The organism is Nocardioides sp. YIM 152588, from assembly GCF_040191335.1.
Taxonomy (GTDB): Bacteria; Actinomycetota; Actinomycetes; order Propionibacteriales; family Nocardioidaceae; genus Nocardioides.
In genome coordinates, this window is record NZ_JBEGDJ010000003.1 from 80,327 (window position 1) to 95,145 (window position 14,819).

Below are 14,819 nucleotides of genomic sequence, written 5' to 3' on the forward strand. Positions count from 1 at the left end.
GGAGGCCGGGGGAGTCCCGGGAATGCCGGCGCCCGCCCGGGCGTTCGTGTGAGCATGATGGGCGTGCTGGAACGACCCCGCGACGCGGGGCCCGTAGGCTGGACGGTGATGACTGAGACCCCCGACGTGGCCGTCGACCCCACGCTCGACCCCACCCTCGACCCCGGGGCCGACCCTGTGGTCGACCCTGTGGTCGACCTGGCGACCGAGACCGACGCCGAGCGCTCGGCGCGCTTCGAGCGCGACGCGCTGCCCTACCTCGACCAGCTCTACTCGGCCGCGATGCGGATGACCCGCAACCCCGCGGACGCCGAGGACCTGGTCCAGGAGACCTTCGCGAAGGCGTTCTCGGCCTTCCACCAGTTCAAGCCCGGCACCAACCTGAAGGCCTGGCTGTACCGGATCCTGACCAACACGTTCATCAACTCGTACCGGAAGAAGCAGCGGCAGCCCCAGCAGGCGCTGGCCGGCGACACCGGTGACATCGAGGACTGGCAGCTGGCGCGTGCGGAGTCGCACACCTCCTCGGGGCTGAAGTCCGCCGAGATGGAGGCGCTCGAGCGCCTCCCCGACACCCAGGTGAAGCAGGCGCTGCAGCGCCTGCCGGAGGAGTTCCGGCTCGCCGTCTACCTGGCCGACGTCGAGGGCTTCGCCTACAAGGAGATCGCCGAGATCATGGAAACCCCGATCGGGACCGTCATGTCCCGCCTCCACCGCGGCCGGCGCCAGCTGAGGGACATGCTGTCGGACTACGCCCGCAGCGGCGGCGACCTGCCGCTCGAGGGAGGCCGATGATGTCCACCCACACGCACCACGGCGCGCCGGCGGACGAGCCGACCAGCGGGCCCTCCGAGGAGCCGACGAACGAGGAGTGTGCCGACTTCCTCGAGCGCATCGTCCGTCTCATCGACAACGAGCTCGAGGAGGGCGACTGCACCATCGTGCGGGCCCACATCGACACCTGCAGCCCGTGCCTGGAGCGCTACGACCTGCAGCGCACCGTCAAGGCGATCGTGGCGCGCTCGTGCTCCGAGACCGCGCCGGCCGACCTGCGCGAGCGCGTCCGCATCCAGATCCGCGCCGTCCAGGTCCGCATCAGCGAGGAGTGACGGCAGCGGTCCCGGGCCCCGATTCACCACATCGGGGCCGATGCTGAGAGACTGACCGGGTATCGCTTCTGAGGAGGAACCATGGGCAAGACCGGCCGCAAGCGCCGCGCGCGTCGCAAGAAGGGCGCGAACCACGGCAAGCGCCCCAACAGCTGAGCACGCCCTCGAGGCAGGCGCTCAGCCGCTGATCGAACCCCCCGGCCCCTGTGGGCGGGGGGTTCGACGTTTTCGGCGCGGCGACCGGCGGTTCGGCGACCGGCGGGTCAGCGGGTGTACGACGGCGACGCGGCCGGGCCGTCGAACCCGGCCGTGCCGAGGAACGACGGGTGCAGCTCGCGCAGCACCGCGACGAGGGTGAGCAGCAGGTCCGGCCGGACGACGGGCTGCCGCGGGGCCAGTGCCAGGTGCAGGTAGAGCGCCCGGATGAAGGCGTCCACGTTGGCCGCGACCGGGTCCGGGGTGCCGGTGCCGGCGGTGATCCCGAACGCGCGGTCGCCGATGGTGGCCACCCACATCTCGACCTGGTCCAGCGGGACCAGGTCGCGGCGCAGCAGCCGCAGCGTGGCCGCGGCGAGGTGGTCGGCCTCGTCGGTGCTCCACGCGGCGGCGGTCGGCGCCGTGACGCGCTCTCCGATCACCTCGAGCAGCACGCTGAGCTCGGCCCGGCCGCAGTGCGGCGAGGCGGCGACGACGCCGATGGCGTCGGCGCCGTGGCACAGCGACTGTGCCCAGCCGCGGCCCGGGACGTGCCCCCGCAGGTCGCGCTCGGAGAGGAACCAGGTGGCGATCCGGTCGGCCCAGTCCAGGACCTTGCCCCCGGGCAGCAGCGGGCGGCGCGCGTCGCGGGCCACGCAGGCGGCGAGCACGGTGGCCGAGCCGACGCGGCGGAAGACGGAGTCGGTGCCCGATTCGCCGAGCCCCTTGGTGAGGCCGGTGGCGATCCCGTCGCCGAGCCCGACCAGCAGGTCGTCGTACACGCCGCGGCGGATCCAGGCCTGCAGCGCGGGCAGCGCGACGTCGGCGCGCAGTTCCGGGTCGGGATGTCCGAGCAGCTCGGTGAGGTCCGCGGTGAGGTCGGAGAGCGGCGCGTCGGCGGGGACCGGGTAGTCCGCCGCACGCAGACGTCGCCAGTCAGCCGGGAGCATGTCCCGTATCTTGCCAAAGGGGTCCCGGGTCATGATGGGTGGACCCCGAGACTCGTGCAGAAGAGTTGGGGTTAACGTGGCCCCGTGCCGTCATTGCCCGCCGTCGCCCGGCGTCACACCGATCTCGACGACGAGAACATCGCCTGGCTCCAGCTGCTGCAGGCGGACTGGCAGATCATCGCGGACCTCGCCTTCGCCGACCTGGTGATGTGGTTGCCGGACCGCGCGGGGGCCGGCTTCTGGGTCGCCGGCCAGGTGCGTCCGAACACCGGCCCGACGGCCTACGTCGACGACATCGTCGGCACGTTCGCGGCCCCGGGGCGCCGGCCGCTCGTGGAGGCGGCGTTCGAGCTCGGCCGGGTCATGCGGGAGGGCGCCACCGAGTGGCGCGACGACGTCCCGGTACGCGTGGAGGCGATCCCGGTGCGCCATGGCGGCCGCGTGATCGCGGTGATCAGCCGCAACACCAGCGTCCTGGGCGTGCGCACGCCGAGCCGGCTGGAGATCAGCTACCTGCAGACGGCCTCCGACCTCGGTGCGATGATCGCCGCGGGCCTGTTCCCCGAGGCCGGTCAGCGCAGCGACCATGCCGACTCGCCGCGGGTCGGGGACGGCTTCCTGCGGGTGGACGCCGCGGGCCGGGTCGTCTACGCCAGCCCGAACGCGCTGTCGGTCTACCGCAAGCTCGGCCTGGCCGGCGACCTCACCGGCCACCGGCTGGCCGACCTCACCCGGGAGCTGGTGCCGCCGCGCCGGCGTCCCGACGAGGAGACGCTGAGCGTCGTGCTCGGGGCGCGTGCCGCCCGCGACACCGAGCTGGGCGGCACCGCCAGCGCCGACGCGGTGGCGCTGATCGTGCGCTCGATCCCGCTCCGGGACGCGCAGGGGGCCCACACCGGCGGCCTGATCCTGCTGCGCGACGTGACCGACCTGCGCCGGCGCGACCGCGAGCTGGTCACCAAGGACGCGACGATCCGCGAGATCCACCACCGGGTGAAGAACAACCTGCAGACCGTCGCCGCGCTGCTGCGGCTGCAGGCGCGCCGGATCGGCTCCCCGGAGGCGACGGCGGCGCTGGAGGAGGCCGTACGCCGGGTGGGGTCGATCGCGATCGTCCACGAGACCCTGAGCCAGGCCGTCGAGGAGACCGTGGCCTTCGACGACATCGCCGACCGGCTGGCCCGGCTGGTCACCGACGTGGGCGCCGCCACCGCGGCGGTCCAGGTGCGCCGCGAGGGCGAGTTCGGGCAGCTCGACTCCGAGCAGGCCACCCCGCTGGCGATGGTCGTCATGGAGCTGATGCAGAACGCGGCCGAGCACGGCTTCACGCCGGACGTGGCGGCGGAGGGCGCCGTGGGGGAGCCGGGGGACGTGCCCGCCGAACGGCCGGTGGGCAACATCGTCCTCGGCGCGCAGCGCCGCGGCGCCGTCCTGGAGGTGAGCGTCACCGACGACGGCCGGGGGCTGCCGGACGACTTCGACCTGGAGACGTCGAGCAGCCTGGGGCTCTCGATCGTGCGCACCCTGGTGGAGTCCGAGCTCGGCGGACACCTGGTGATCGGGCGCGCGCCGGACGGCGGCACCCGGGCCGACCTCACCCTGCCGCTGGACTAGGGCGCGTCGCTCGGGGATCTTCCCGGGGACGCGAACGAGCCGGCCCACCCCCGATGGTGGCGCCGGCTCGGCAGTCGCTGCGGATCAGACGGGCGTGCGCACCCGGGCGCGGGCGTTGCGGCGCTTCAGCGCGCGCCGCTCGTCCTCGCTGAGGCCACCCCAGACTCCATGGTCCTGGCCCGACTCGAGCGCCCAGGCGAGACACTGCTCGCGCACGTCGCAGCGGCGACACACCTGCTTGGCCTCCTCGATCTGGAGGATCGCCGGCCCGGTGTTGCCGATCGGGAAGAACAGCTCCGGATCCTCGTCGAGGCATGCGGAACGGTGACGCCAATCCATGGGTGGGGAATCCCTCTTTCCTCCGTGAGATGCGGCCCGGGTTTTCGGGCACACAAAAAACCGCAAAAGTGAACGGTTTCACGATCGCGCCCTCAAGGTTCGCAAGGAACCGGTCGTGAATCAAGGGTCAAACGCCGTTCGTTGGATCACAGCACAACCCGGTCCCAAAGGGAAGGGTGCCGCGAAGTCGTTCCGGGTGTCCCGCGAACGTAGTCTGGATCGGTGTCCGGATCGCTCGCACCGTCGTCCCACCGCCCGCCGGCCCCGCTGACCGTGGCCGCCTCGCTCGCCGCGGTCGAGGGCGTCGTACTGGTGCTGCTGGCGGTGCTCGAGGCCGTCGAGATCTCCACCGACCGGCTGGGCTTCGGCGCCTCGACGGCCTTCTTCTTCGGCGCGTACGGGGTCCTGCTGGTCGTCGCCGCGATCTCGCTGTGGCGCGGCGCCGCCTGGTCCCGCGGGCCGGTGCTGATCACCCAGCTGATCCTGCTCGGGCTCGCCTGGAGCCTGCGCGAGGAGGTGGCGGTCGCCCTCGCCCTCGCCGCCGTCGGCGGTGTCGCGCTGGCCGGCATGCTGCACCCCGCCAGCATCGCCGCGCTGGGCGGCGCCCGGGACGCCGGTGCCGAGGGGGACCCGGGCGACGAGGCCGACGCGGGTCAGGCCTCGGGCTCCAGCGACTGACGCAGCTGCGCCAGGGTCCGGGTGAGCAGCCGGGACACGTGCATCTGGGAGACGCCGATCTCCTCGGCGATCTGCGACTGGGTCATGTTCTTGAAGAACCGCAGCAGCAGGATCTTCTTCTCCCGGGCCGGCAGCCGCTCCAGCAGCGGCTTGATCGACTCGCGCAGCTCCACCTGCTCCAGCGCCTCGTCGTCCATCCCGATCGCGTCCAGCATCGTCTGGCCGGCGCCGTCCTCGCTGTCCTCGCTCGCGTCGAGGCTGAGCGTGGCGTAGGCGTTGCTGGACTCGAGGCCCTCGATGATCTCCTCCACCGAGCACCCGATGGAGTCCGCCAGCTCGCGGGGCGTGGGGGAGCGCCCCAGGGACTGGGTCAGCTCGGCGGTCGCACCGGTGATCTGCAGGCGCAGCTCCTGGAGCCGGCGCGGCACCCGGATCGCCCAGCCCTTGTCGCGGAAGTAGCGCTTGATCTCGCCGATGATCGTCGGCGTCGCGTAGGTGGAGAACTCCACGCCGCGGTCGGTGTCGAAGCGGTCGACGGACTTGATCAGGCCGATGGTGCCCACCTGGACCAGGTCCTCGTGCGGCTCGCCGCGGTTGCGGAACCGGCGCGCGCAGTGCTCGACCAGGGGCAGGTGGAGGTGGACCAGGGCCTCGCGGGCCGACTCCTGCTCGGCCTCCGTGGCGTCGGCGTCACGGAGCTCCGCGAACAGCTCCGCGCTGCGTGCCCGGGTGCGGTCGGCCGTGGTGGGTGGTCCCTCCCCGGCCGCGGTGCTGGTGCTCATCTCACTCCCCGGCCGCGAGCGACGACGTCACGGTCGCGCGGATCGCGTAGTTGCCGGGGGAGGAGTCGATCGCGGCGTCCTCGGTGAGGACCGCCAGGACCTGCCAGGCGAAGTTCTCGTAGTCGGCCGCCGCGGGGGCGGCCGCGTCGGTCGACGCCGTGATCTCGACGCGGTCGGGCGAGAGGCGGAAGGTGCAGTGCAGGTCGCCGCCCTCGTCGGCCTGCTCGATGACCAGGGCCGCGGCCTCGCTGACGACGACCCGCAGGTCCTCGATGTCGTCCATCGTGAAGTCGAGGCGGGCGCCGAGGCCGGCGGCCAGGGTGCGCAGCACCGAGGCGAACGCGCCGTCGGCGGGCAGCCGGAGCTCCACGGTCGAACCCGCGTCGGTGCCGCCGGCACTTCCCACGGTGAGGCTGCTGGTCCCGGACATCGGATCCTCCGCACGCACGTCCCGGCGATCGCGGTTCGATCGCCCTGCGGGGCCGACAGTACGGCAACGGCCGCCGAGCTCGTGCTCGGCGGCCGTCGTCGTGTGCTGAGACGGGTCTCAGCCCTGCTTGGTCGCCCAGAAGATCTCGGCGATCTCGTCGATCTTGGCGAGCAGCTGGTCGGCCGCGTCGGCGTCCATGGTGCCCTTGGTGCCGGCCGCGCCGGCGAGCTTGGTGGCCTCGTTGACCAGCGTGTGCAGCTGCGGGTACTTCTCGAAGTGCGGCGGCTTGAAGTAGTCGGTCCACAGCACCCACAGGTGGTGCTTGACCAGCTCGGAGCGCTGCTCCTTGATCAGCACCGCGCGGGTGCGGAAGTCGGGGTCGTCGCTGTCGGCGGCCTTGGCGATGATCGCCTTGACGGACTCCGCCTCGATCCGGGCCTGGGCCGGGTCGTAGACGCCGCAGGGAAGGTCGCAGTGGGCCGAGACCTCGATGGTCGGTGCGAACAGGCGGGAGAGCATTCCTTGATCCTCTCTGGAGGTCGGCGGCCGCCGCGGGCGACCGCCTCGTCACTGTCTTGAACGTGATGGAGCGTGCTGCTGCGACACTACCCGGCATGGACCGTCAGGAAACGGGGGCGTCCGCCGCCGCCACGCGAGGATCCGGCCGCCGGCTGCCGCGGCTCGGGATGGCCGTGGTGCGGGGCGACTCGATGCGCCCGACGCTCGCCCCCGGCGACCGCCTCCTGGTCCGGTACGACGCCCGCCCGGTGCCCGGCGACGTCGTGGTCGCCCGGTTCGCCGACGGCACGGTCGTGGTGAAGCGGGCCGTGGAGCGCCGTGGCGCGGGCTGGTGGCTGCTCGGCGACGCCGCCCCGGTCGGCGTCGACTCCCGGCACCGGGGGCCGGTCCCGGACGGTTCGGTCCTCGGGGTGGTGCGGCTCCGGCTGTGGCCGCGGCCGGGGCGCCCGCGCCGCCCGGCGTGAGCGCCGGGTCGGTCCGGCGCGGGCCGGTCGCGCCTCCGGTGTGAGGTGGGTCTCCCCGGCGTGTCGGTCGGGTCATGGGACGGCTCGGACCCGACGCGGCGATGTGCGAGGATCGTTGATCGTGATCGACGTCTCCAACTCTCATCCACGGGCCGGCGAACCGGTCTTCGACCTGCACCTCGGCGGGAAGATGGAGACCGTAGCCACGGCCGAGGTCAGCACGAAGGCCCAGTTGTCCCTCGCCTACACGCCCGGCGTCGCGGAGGTCTGCACCGCGATCGCCGAGGACCCCGACCTGACCCGCCACTACACGTGGGTGCCCAACACGGTCGCGATCGTCACCGACGGCACCGCCGTGCTCGGCCTGGGCGACATCGGCCCGTCCGCGGCGATGCCGGTGATGGAGGGCAAGGCCGTCCTGTTCAAGCAGTTCGGCGGCGTCGACGGCGTGCCGATCTGCCTGGCCACCACCGACGTCGACGAGATCATCGAGACGGTGGTCCGGATGGCCCCGAGCTTCGGCGGGATCAACCTCGAGGACATCTCGGCGCCGCGCTGCTTCGAGATCGAGGACCGGCTCAAGGAGCGCCTCGACATCCCGGTCTTCCACGACGACCAGCACGGCACCGCCGTGGTCACGCTCGCGGCGCTCACCAACGCGCTGCGGCTGACCGGCCGCACGCCGGAGTCGACCCGCGTGGTGATCTCGGGCGCCGGCGCCGCCGGCGTCGCGATCGCCAAGATCCTGCTCGCCGCGGGCGTGAAGGACATCGCCGTGACCGACCGCAAGGGCGTGGTCAGCTCCGAGCGCCACGACCTGACGCCGGTGAAGCGCGAGCTCGCGGCGCTCACGGCCGACCAGACCGGCCGCAGCGGCTCCCTGGCGGAGGCCTTCGACGGCGCCGACGTCTACATCGGCGTCTCCGGCGGCACGATCCCCGAGGAGGTCGTGGCCACGATGGCCGAGGACGCGATCATCTTCGCGATGGCGAACCCGAACCCGGAGGTGCACCCGGACGTGGCCCACCGCCATGCCCGGATCGTCGCCACCGGCCGCTCGGACTTCCCGAACCAGATCAACAACGTGCTGGCGTTCCCGGGCATCTTCCGCGGCGCGTTCGACGCGAACGCCACCGCGATCACCGAGGGGATGAAGGTCGCCGCCGCCGAGGCGCTGGCCGCGCTGGTGGGCGACGACCTGACCGAGGAGCTGGTCATCCCGTCGCCGTTCGACCCGCGGGTCGGCCCCGCCGTCGCCGCCGCGGTCGCCGCCGCGGCCCGCCGCGACGGCGTCGCCCGCGCCTGACGCCGAGCCGGCACAAACTGACCGCCGAGTCGGCACAAACTGACCGCCGAGTCGGCACAAACTGACAGAGCGTGGCGCGAGTCGGCAGAAAGTTTCTGCCGACTCGCGCCCGTCGTAGCAGCGCAACCCCAGGAGGCCCCGTGTTCGCCGTCTACGCCGAGTCGTTCCACCCCGAGGACCCGCTCCGGGGGCTGGTCGTGGGTGAGCGCCCCGCGCCGGTCGCCCCCGAGGGGTGGACCACGGTCACCGTGAGGGCGGCCTCACTCAACCACCACGACCTGTGGACGCTGCGCGGGGTGGGCATCAAGCAGGAGCGCCTGCCGATGATCCTCGGCTGCGACGCCGCCGGCCTCGACGAGGACGGCAACGAGGTGATCGTGCACGCGGTCATCTCCGACCCCGACTGGGACGGCGACGAGACGCTGGACCCGCGCCGCTCGCTGCTCACCGAGGTGCACCAGGGCACCTTCGCGGAGCAGGTGGTGGTGCCGCGACGCAACGTGGTGGCCAAGCCCGCGGGCCTGTCCTTCGTCGAGGCCGCGTGCCTGCCGACGGCGTGGCTGACGGCGTACCGGATGCTGTTCACGCAGGGCGGCCTCAAGGCGGGCGACACGGTGCTGGTGCAGGGCGCCGGCGGCGGCGTCGCGACGGCGCTGGTCGTGCTGGCGCGCGCGGCCGGCCTGCGGGTGGTGGCGACCAGCCGGGACGAGGCCAAGCTCGCCCGCGCGCTCGAGCTCGGCGCGCACGAGGCGTACCCCTCCGGCACCCGCCTGCCGGCCAAGGTGGACGCGGTGATGGAGACCGTCGGCCGGGCCACCTGGGAGCACTCGATCCGCTCGCTGCGCCCCGGTGGCAAGCTCGTCATCTCCGGCGCCACCTCGGGCCCGAGGCTGGACGACGCGCTGCTGCCGCAGATCTTCTTCAAGCAGATGAGCGTGATCGGCTCGACCATGGGCAACCGGGCCGAGCTGGGCTCGCTGGTGACCATGCTCGACGCCACCGGCGCCCGCCCGCTGGTGGACCGGGAGCTGCCGATGGAGCGCGCCCGCGAGGCCTTCGAGGCGATGGCTGCCGGCGACCTCTTCGGCAAGATCGTGCTCACCCGCTGAGCGAATAACGGGAGGCGGAATCAACCGGCGTCCGTCAGCATTGAGGTCGGGGACGGGCCGGCCCGGCGATGAGTACGGCGGCCGCGGGCTGTCGTATCGGTAGCCGCGCGTTCGTGGCACCACCAGAGCGACCTCACGGCGGCAGCGCCCACGCTGCGCCGACCGCACGACCGATGGGAACCTGACATGACCGCGCCCGAACCGACCGCGACCGCGTCGCCGAGCGACGCGCTCGGGGACCTCGAGGGCGAGCTCGCCACCGGGCGGGCCGGCCGCACGCCGCTGGTGGTCACCCTCCTGGTGGCCGCCACGTTCGTGGTGATCCTCAACGAGACGATCATGGTCAACGCCATCCCGCGGCTGATGGCCGACTTCGGCGTCGACGCCCGCGCCGCGCAGTGGCTCTCGACGGTCTTCATGCTGACCATGGCCGCGGTGATCCCGATGACCGGCTGGTTCCTGCAGCGGGTCACCACGCGCACGGCGTACGCCGCCGCGATGACCACGTTCTCGATCGGCACCGCGCTCGCGGCGGTCGCGCCGACGTTCGAGGTGCTGCTGGCCGGCCGGGTCGTCCAGGCCGCCGGCACGGCGGTGATGATGCCGCTGCTGATGACGACGCTGATGACTGTCGTCCCCGCGCACGACCGCGGCCGCGTGATGGGCAACGTCACGCTCGCGATGTCGTGCGCCCCGGCGCTCGGCCCCGCGGTCTCCGGCGTGATCCTCCAGCTCGGCTCCTGGCGGCTGATCTTCGTGTTCGTGCTGCCGGTCGCGATCGGCGTCGGGCTGTGGGGGATGCGCCTGCTGCAGAACGTCGGCCGGACCCGCGCGGGCAGCCCGAGCTGGCTGAGCGTGGTGCTGGCGGCCGGTGGGTTCAGCACCCTGGTCTACGGCCTGTCCCAGATCGGCGCTGACGGCGGCGTGAGCCCGGCCGCCCTGATCGGGGCCGGCGTGGCGCTGGTGGCCCTGTTCGCGGCGTACCAGGTGCGTCTGCAGGCCTCCGAGCGCCCGCTGCTGGACCTGCGCACGCTGCGGCACCGCACCTACGCGCTGTCGCTGCTGCTGATGTCCGCGGGCTTCATGGCGTTCCTGGGGTCGATGATCCTGCTGCCGCTCTACCTGCAGCAGCTGCGCGGCCTCACCGAGCTCCAGGCGGGGCTCCTGGTGATGCCCGGCGGACTGGCGATGGGCCTGCTCGGCCCGCAGGTCGGCAGGGCCTACGACCGGTACGGCTCGCGCCCGCTGGTGATCCCCGGCGCGCTCGGCATGGTGGCCGCGCTCGGCCTGCTCAGCCGCGTCGACCTCGGCACGCCGTACGCCGTCATCCTGGCCCTGCACGTCGTGCTGATGGGCTGCCTGGCGATGGTCTTCACGCCGGTGTTCACGATCGGCCTGGGCGACCTGCCGCCGCACCTGTACTCCCACGGCAGCTCCCTCCTGGGCACGCTCCAGCAGGTCTCCGGCGCCATCGGCACGGCCCTGCTGATCGTGGTGATGGACAACCGTGCCGGCTCGCTGGCCGCCGGCGGCGCCGACGCCGAGGCGGCCGCGATCGGCGGCCTGCAGTGGGCGTTCGTGGCGGGCGCGGTGATCGGCGTCGTCGTGGTCGTCACGTCGCTGCTGCTCCCGTCCCGCGTCGACGCCCCCGAAGGTGCCCCCGCCCCCCACTGACGCCGGGTCGCGGGTCAGGTCGAGCGCCAGCGGGTGGCACCGACCATCAGCATGCGGAGCTGGGTGCGCGCCTCGTGGGCGATCTGCGTCTCGGCGGGGGAGTCCGGCTCGACCGAGAGCAGGCGCTCGGCCGTGGCGACCATCGCCGAGACGATCAGGTTCGACAGGATCCGCAGGTCCGCCGCGGACCACGGGGACGTCCCGGGCAGCCGGGCCAGGTCGGCGGCCAGCTCCGCCTCGAACAGCGCGAGCCCGTCCGCGATCGCCTCGCGCACCGGCTCGGGCCCGGCCGTCCGCTCGCGGGCGATGAACGCGAAGTGGCCCCGCCGGCCTCGCACGTGGTCGACCAGCACGCCGACGGAGCGATCGATGATCGCCCGGTACTCGGGCTCGCCGCCCTGGCGGACGTCGCGCAGGACCGCCCTCAGGCTGACCAGCGACTCCTGGACGAGGGCGAGCCCGAGGTCCTCGATCGAGGCGAAGTGGCGGTAGAAGCCCGTCGGCACGATGCCCACCTGCTTGGCGACCTGGCGCAGGGAGAGCGCGGCCAGGGGTGTGTCGTCGCACAGCTCGAGCGCGGCGTCCAGGATCGCGCGTCGGGTGCGCTCCTTCTGCTCGGCGCGGGAGGCGGCTGGCTCGGTCACGGACGCATCGTAGGACAGTGCACATGTGTGCTCTTTCACTCCCGGGGTGGTTGACGCATCGCCGCGTCGCCCGCAGTCTGGTGGGTGTACGAGTGTTCACTGAAATGTGACGATCCGACATCCGCAGCCCTGGAGGCGCCGTGTCGCTCCTTGCTCCGCACCTCACCCGTGGCCGGGACCCGCTCGGCCGGGTGCTTCGCTCCCGCCTGCTCGCCGCGCTGGCCGCGCCCCACGGCGTCGACCGCTACCTGGAGCAGGTCAACCCGATGTGGGCCGCGCACGAGGTGCGCGCCCGCGTCCTCGACGTCACCCGCGAGACCCGCCCCGACGCGGTGGGCCCGCCGGTCGCCACCCTCACCCTGCAGCCGACCGCGACCTGGCGCGGGCACCGGGCCGGCCAGCACGTCCTCGTCGGCGTCGACCTGCCCGGCTCGGCCCGCCGGCTGACCCGCGCCTTCTCGATCTCCTCGGCCGCCTCGGCGCCGGGGGAGCGGATCACGCTCACCGTGCGCGCCCATCCCGAGGGGCAGGTCTCCCGGCACCTGGTCGAGGACGCCCGGCCGGGGGACGTGCTGCACCTGGGCCAGGCGCAGGGGTCGTTCTGCCTGGAGGAGAGCCCCGCGACCCCCACCAACAACCACCTCGTGTTCCTCACCGGCGGCTCCGGCATCACGCCCGCGATGTCGATGCTGCGCACGCTCCTGCGCGACGGCTATGACGGCCACGCGGGCCGCCGGGTGACGTTCCTGCACTACGCCCGCAGCGAGGCGGACCAGATCTTCGCCGCCGAGCTGGACGAGATCGCGTCCGGCGACAACGGCGTCGCCGTGCACCTGCGCCACGGCGACGCCCGCTTCAGCGAGCTCGAGCTGCGGCGGCTGGTGCCGCGCTTCGTCGAGGCCGACACCTGGCTCTGCGGCCCGGCGGGCCTCGTCGAGCTGGTCACCGACGCCTACCGCGGCTCGCCGCGCCTGCGCACCGAGTTCTTCAAGCCGGCGGTCGCGCGCGCGGCCGGCGGTGCCGAGGAGCGGGTCGCGGGCACCGTCTCCTTCACCCGCTCCGGCGTCGCGGCGCCGGCCACCGCCGCCAGCCTGCTGGAGCAGGCCGAGGCGGCGGGCCTGCGCCCCGAGTCGGGCTGCCGGATGGGCATCTGCCTCTCCTGCACCTCGACCAAGGCGGCCGGCACGGTCCGCAACATCCTCACCGGCGAGGAGTCGTCGCTGCCGGACGAGCAGATCCGGATCTGCGTCAACCGGCCCGTCGGCGACTGCCACGTCGATCTCTGACCACCCGCGAGCCGGCAGAAGGCCCGTGCCGACTCGCGCTTTCCCCGCACCCATCCCGGAGGCGAACATGACCACCACGCCCGACGAGACCACAGCCCACTCCCGGATCGCCGAGCGCGCCGGGCTCACCCCCGAGCAGCTCGAGGCGTTCGGCGGCGAGCTGGACGCCATCCGGCGCCGCATCCTGGCCGACCTCGGCGAGGAGGACGCGGCGTACATCCGCGGCGTCGTGCGGGCCCAGCGCCGGTTCGAGGTCGCCGGCCGCGCCCTCTTCTACCTGCCGCCCGCCTGGCCGCTCGCCGTGGCCAGCCTCAGCATCTCCAAGATCCTCGACAACATGGAGATCGGCCACAACGTGCTGCACGGCCAGTACGACTGGATGGGCGACCCCGGCCTCAACAGCCGGATGTTCGACTGGGACAACGTCTGCCCGGGCGAGCAGTGGAAGTACAGCCACAACTACATCCACCACACCTTCACCAACATCGTCGGCAAGGACCGCGACGTGGGCTACGGCATCCTGCGGATGGACCCCGCGCAGAAGTGGCACCCGTACTACCTGGGCAACCCCGTCTACGCGCTCGCGCTGATGCTCCTCTTCGAGTGGGGCGTCGCGCTCCACGACCTCGAGGTGGAGAACATCGTCGCCGGGCGCCGGTCGCTGGCCGACAACAAGCCGCTCTACCCGGGGCTGCTGCGCAAGATCCGGCGCCAGGCCGTGAAGGACTACCTGCTCTTCCCGGCGCTGACCGGCCCGCTGGCTCCGCTCACCCTGGCCGGCAACGCGACCGCGAACCTGGTCCGCAACGTGTGGGCGTTCAACATCATCTTCTGCGGCCACTTCCCGGCCGGCGTCGCCTCGTTCTCCGTCGAGGAGACCGAGGAGGAGACCCGCGGCCAGTGGTACCTGCGCCAGCTGCTGGGGTCGGCCAACATCTCCGGCGGGCCGTTGCTGCACCTGATGTCGGGCAACCTCTCCCACCAGATCGAGCACCACCTGTTCCCGGACCTGCCCGCCCGCCGCTACCCCGAGGTCGCGGCCGAGGTGCGCGAGATCTGCGAGCGCTACGGGCTCGCCTACAACACGGGTCCGCTGCACCGCCAGCTGCTCAGCGTCGCGAAGAAGATCTGCCGCTACGCCCTCCCCGGTCCGGTACGCCGGCGGCCCGACCCCGTGCCGACGGCCGGTGCCGACCCGGTGGCGGCCTGAGCCCGGACGGGGGAGACTGGCCGCATGAGCGACGGCATCGGCGGTGGCCGCGACCACCTCAGCAAGGGCGAGATCGCCAAGGACGCCCTCCAGGCGGGCGCGCAGGCGGGCGCGCACACCGTCGGCGAGGTCGCCACCATCGTGACCCGTGCGGTGGGCGAGGTCGCCCAGGCGGTCGGCGGCCTGGCCACCGAGCTGTTCGCGATCGGCGACGACGTCCGCCGGGCCGCGGCCGACCAGGACCGGGACGACGACGAGGCCTGACCCGCGCGGGTCAGGCCTCGTCGTCGGTGCTGCTTGTCGGCGCCTTCGGGCCGATCAGTCCTCGGGATCGTCCAGCCGAGCCAGCCAGGTAGCGAACCGCTCCACGGCGTTCTCGAACTCCGGATGGGTGTCGGTGAACTCCTGCAGGCGCTCGGCGAGCCACGCGAGGGTGACCTCCTCGTCACCCCGGCGCTTCTCTAGCTCCTCGATCCCTCGATCGGTGAAGTACATCCGGTCCTCCTCGGG

19 protein-coding genes are annotated in these 14,819 nt (G+C 72.8%); 12 read left to right on the forward strand and 7 right to left on the reverse strand.

Features of this window, described 5'->3' with window-relative positions:
- The first annotated feature begins 108 nt into the window (after positions 1–108).
- The 3 genes from ABLM29_RS03045 to ABLM29_RS22300 all read left to right on the forward strand — a co-directional run bounded on the left by ABLM29_RS03045 (position 109) and on the right by ABLM29_RS22300 (position 1,265).
- The gene (locus ABLM29_RS03045) at positions 109–795 is read left to right on the forward strand and encodes a sigma-70 family RNA polymerase sigma factor (RefSeq protein WP_349712319.1); all 687 of its coding nucleotides are present in this window, start codon (positions 109–111) and stop codon (positions 793–795) included.
- Positions 795–1,109 (forward strand): mycothiol system anti-sigma-R factor, encoded by a 315-nt coding sequence (gene rsrA / locus ABLM29_RS03050; RefSeq protein ID WP_349712320.1) that lies wholly within the window; start codon positions 795–797, stop codon positions 1,107–1,109. Before ABLM29_RS03045 ends, rsrA begins: the two co-directional genes overlap by 1 nt.
- Before the next feature lie 81 nt (positions 1,110–1,190).
- Positions 1,191–1,265, forward strand: a complete 75-nt coding sequence (locus ABLM29_RS22300) for a 50S ribosomal protein bL37 (protein WP_370249596.1) — start codon at positions 1,191–1,193, stop codon at positions 1,263–1,265.
- A 107-nt stretch (positions 1,266–1,372) separates the two neighbouring features.
- Here the strand turns inward: ABLM29_RS22300 and ABLM29_RS03055 are convergent, their stop codons facing one another.
- Positions 1,373–2,254 carry a DUF2785 domain-containing protein gene (locus ABLM29_RS03055; protein ID WP_349712322.1) on the reverse strand — a complete coding sequence of 294 codons (882 nt, stop codon included), beginning with the start codon at positions 2,252–2,254 and terminating at the stop codon, positions 1,373–1,375.
- 84 nt (positions 2,255–2,338) lie between these two features.
- Here ABLM29_RS03055 and ABLM29_RS03060 point away from each other — a divergent pair, with 84 nt between their 5' ends.
- Positions 2,339–3,868 (forward strand): sensor histidine kinase, encoded by a 1,530-nt coding sequence (locus ABLM29_RS03060; RefSeq protein ID WP_349712324.1) that lies wholly within the window; start codon positions 2,339–2,341, stop codon positions 3,866–3,868.
- 84 nt (positions 3,869–3,952) lie between these two features.
- Here ABLM29_RS03060 and ABLM29_RS03065 read toward each other — a convergent pair whose 3' ends face one another.
- On the reverse strand, positions 3,953–4,207 hold the full coding sequence (locus tag ABLM29_RS03065; protein WP_136593254.1) for a WhiB family transcriptional regulator: 255 nt from the start codon (positions 4,205–4,207) through the stop codon (positions 3,953–3,955).
- A 222-nt stretch (positions 4,208–4,429) separates the two neighbouring features.
- On the opposite strand from ABLM29_RS03065, the gene ABLM29_RS03070 reads away from it, so the two are divergent.
- Positions 4,430–4,885 (forward strand): hypothetical protein, encoded by a 456-nt coding sequence (locus tag ABLM29_RS03070; protein ID WP_349712327.1) that lies wholly within the window; start codon positions 4,430–4,432, stop codon positions 4,883–4,885.
- Here the strand turns inward: ABLM29_RS03070 and ABLM29_RS03075 are convergent.
- The 3 genes from ABLM29_RS03075 to sodN all read right to left on the reverse strand — a co-directional run bounded on the left by ABLM29_RS03075 (position 4,861) and on the right by sodN (position 6,616).
- The gene (locus ABLM29_RS03075) at positions 4,861–5,667 is read right to left on the reverse strand and encodes an RNA polymerase sigma factor SigF (RefSeq protein WP_349712330.1); all 807 of its coding nucleotides are present in this window, start codon (positions 5,665–5,667) and stop codon (positions 4,861–4,863) included. The two genes, ABLM29_RS03070 and ABLM29_RS03075, sit on opposite strands and share 25 nt — an antisense overlap.
- A 1-nt stretch (position 5,668) precedes the next feature.
- Positions 5,669–6,097 carry an ATP-binding protein gene (locus tag ABLM29_RS03080; RefSeq protein WP_349712332.1) on the reverse strand — a complete coding sequence of 143 codons (429 nt, stop codon included), beginning with the start codon at positions 6,095–6,097 and terminating at the stop codon, positions 5,669–5,671.
- A 117-nt stretch (positions 6,098–6,214) separates the two neighbouring features.
- Positions 6,215–6,616 carry a superoxide dismutase, Ni gene (gene sodN / locus ABLM29_RS03085; protein WP_349712334.1) on the reverse strand — a complete coding sequence of 134 codons (402 nt, stop codon included), beginning with the start codon at positions 6,614–6,616 and terminating at the stop codon, positions 6,215–6,217.
- Between the two features lie 65 nt (positions 6,617–6,681).
- On the opposite strand from sodN, the gene ABLM29_RS03090 reads away from it, so the two are divergent.
- From ABLM29_RS03090 to ABLM29_RS03105, 4 genes are all read left to right on the forward strand, one after another.
- Positions 6,682–7,080, forward strand: coding sequence for a S24/S26 family peptidase (locus ABLM29_RS03090; RefSeq protein ID WP_349712335.1), 399 nt, complete (start codon positions 6,682–6,684; stop codon positions 7,078–7,080).
- A gap of 190 nt (positions 7,081–7,270) precedes the next feature.
- Positions 7,271–8,386, forward strand: coding sequence for an NAD(P)-dependent malic enzyme (locus tag ABLM29_RS03095; RefSeq protein WP_349712430.1), 1,116 nt, complete (start codon positions 7,271–7,273; stop codon positions 8,384–8,386).
- A 140-nt stretch (positions 8,387–8,526) separates the two neighbouring features.
- Positions 8,527–9,495 (forward strand): zinc-binding dehydrogenase, encoded by a 969-nt coding sequence (locus ABLM29_RS03100; protein ID WP_349712336.1) that lies wholly within the window; start codon positions 8,527–8,529, stop codon positions 9,493–9,495.
- Positions 9,496–9,681: 186 nt separating this feature from the next.
- Complete coding sequence (locus ABLM29_RS03105; protein WP_349712337.1) at positions 9,682–11,169, forward strand: MDR family MFS transporter; 1,488 nt, start codon at positions 9,682–9,684, stop codon at positions 11,167–11,169.
- Positions 11,170–11,183: 14 nt separating this feature from the next.
- On the opposite strand, the gene ABLM29_RS03110 is transcribed toward ABLM29_RS03105, so the two are convergent.
- Complete coding sequence (locus ABLM29_RS03110) at positions 11,184–11,813, reverse strand: TetR family transcriptional regulator (protein ID WP_349712338.1); 630 nt, start codon at positions 11,811–11,813, stop codon at positions 11,184–11,186.
- A 191-nt stretch (positions 11,814–12,004) separates the two neighbouring features.
- Between ABLM29_RS03110 and ABLM29_RS03115 the strand changes: the two genes are divergently transcribed.
- The 3 genes from ABLM29_RS03115 to ABLM29_RS03125 all read left to right on the forward strand — a co-directional run bounded on the left by ABLM29_RS03115 (position 12,005) and on the right by ABLM29_RS03125 (position 14,573).
- Positions 12,005–13,099, forward strand: a complete 1,095-nt coding sequence (locus ABLM29_RS03115; RefSeq protein ID WP_349712340.1) for a flavin reductase family protein — start codon at positions 12,005–12,007, stop codon at positions 13,097–13,099.
- A gap of 67 nt (positions 13,100–13,166) precedes the next feature.
- Positions 13,167–14,309 carry a fatty acid desaturase family protein gene (locus ABLM29_RS03120; RefSeq protein ID WP_349712341.1) on the forward strand — a complete coding sequence of 381 codons (1,143 nt, stop codon included), beginning with the start codon at positions 13,167–13,169 and terminating at the stop codon, positions 14,307–14,309.
- 24 nt (positions 14,310–14,333) lie between these two features.
- Complete coding sequence (locus ABLM29_RS03125) at positions 14,334–14,573, forward strand: hypothetical protein (RefSeq protein ID WP_349712343.1); 240 nt, start codon at positions 14,334–14,336, stop codon at positions 14,571–14,573.
- A 54-nt stretch (positions 14,574–14,627) separates the two neighbouring features.
- On the opposite strand, the gene ABLM29_RS03130 is transcribed toward ABLM29_RS03125, so the two are convergent.
- A complete protein-coding gene (locus tag ABLM29_RS03130) occupies positions 14,628–14,804 on the reverse strand; it encodes a DUF6104 family protein (RefSeq protein ID WP_349712344.1) in 177 nt (58 codons plus the stop codon).
- Between the last annotated feature and the right edge of the window lie 15 nt (positions 14,805–14,819).

Excerpts from the sequence above, each read along its gene's own strand:
- ABLM29_RS03105 (WP_349712337.1), top strand. The coding sequence starts at position 9,682 with ATGACCGCGCCCGAACCGACCGCGACCGCGTCGCCGAGCGACGCGCTC.
- ABLM29_RS03065 (WP_136593254.1), bottom strand. The coding sequence starts at position 4,207 with ATGGATTGGCGTCACCGTTCCGCATGCCTCGACGAGGATCCGGAGCTG.
- ABLM29_RS03075 (WP_349712330.1), bottom strand. The coding sequence starts at position 5,667 with ATGAGCACCAGCACCGCGGCCGGGGAGGGACCACCCACCACGGCCGAC.
- ABLM29_RS03125 (WP_349712343.1), top strand. The coding sequence starts at position 14,334 with ATGAGCGACGGCATCGGCGGTGGCCGCGACCACCTCAGCAAGGGCGAG.
- ABLM29_RS03095 (WP_349712430.1), top strand. The coding sequence starts at position 7,271 with ATGGAGACCGTAGCCACGGCCGAGGTCAGCACGAAGGCCCAGTTGTCC.
- ABLM29_RS03130 (WP_349712344.1), bottom strand. The coding sequence starts at position 14,804 with ATGTACTTCACCGATCGAGGGATCGAGGAGCTAGAGAAGCGCCGGGGT.
- sodN (WP_349712334.1), bottom strand. The coding sequence starts at position 6,616 with ATGCTCTCCCGCCTGTTCGCACCGACCATCGAGGTCTCGGCCCACTGC.
- ABLM29_RS03080 (WP_349712332.1), bottom strand. The coding sequence starts at position 6,097 with ATGTCCGGGACCAGCAGCCTCACCGTGGGAAGTGCCGGCGGCACCGAC.
- ABLM29_RS03055 (WP_349712322.1), bottom strand. The coding sequence starts at position 2,254 with ATGCTCCCGGCTGACTGGCGACGTCTGCGTGCGGCGGACTACCCGGTC.
- ABLM29_RS03120 (WP_349712341.1), top strand. The coding sequence starts at position 13,167 with ATGACCACCACGCCCGACGAGACCACAGCCCACTCCCGGATCGCCGAG.
- ABLM29_RS03045 (WP_349712319.1), top strand. The coding sequence starts at position 109 with ATGACTGAGACCCCCGACGTGGCCGTCGACCCCACGCTCGACCCCACC.
- rsrA (WP_349712320.1), top strand. The coding sequence starts at position 795 with ATGTCCACCCACACGCACCACGGCGCGCCGGCGGACGAGCCGACCAGC.
- ABLM29_RS03090 (WP_349712335.1), top strand. The coding sequence starts at position 6,682 with ATGGAGCGTGCTGCTGCGACACTACCCGGCATGGACCGTCAGGAAACG.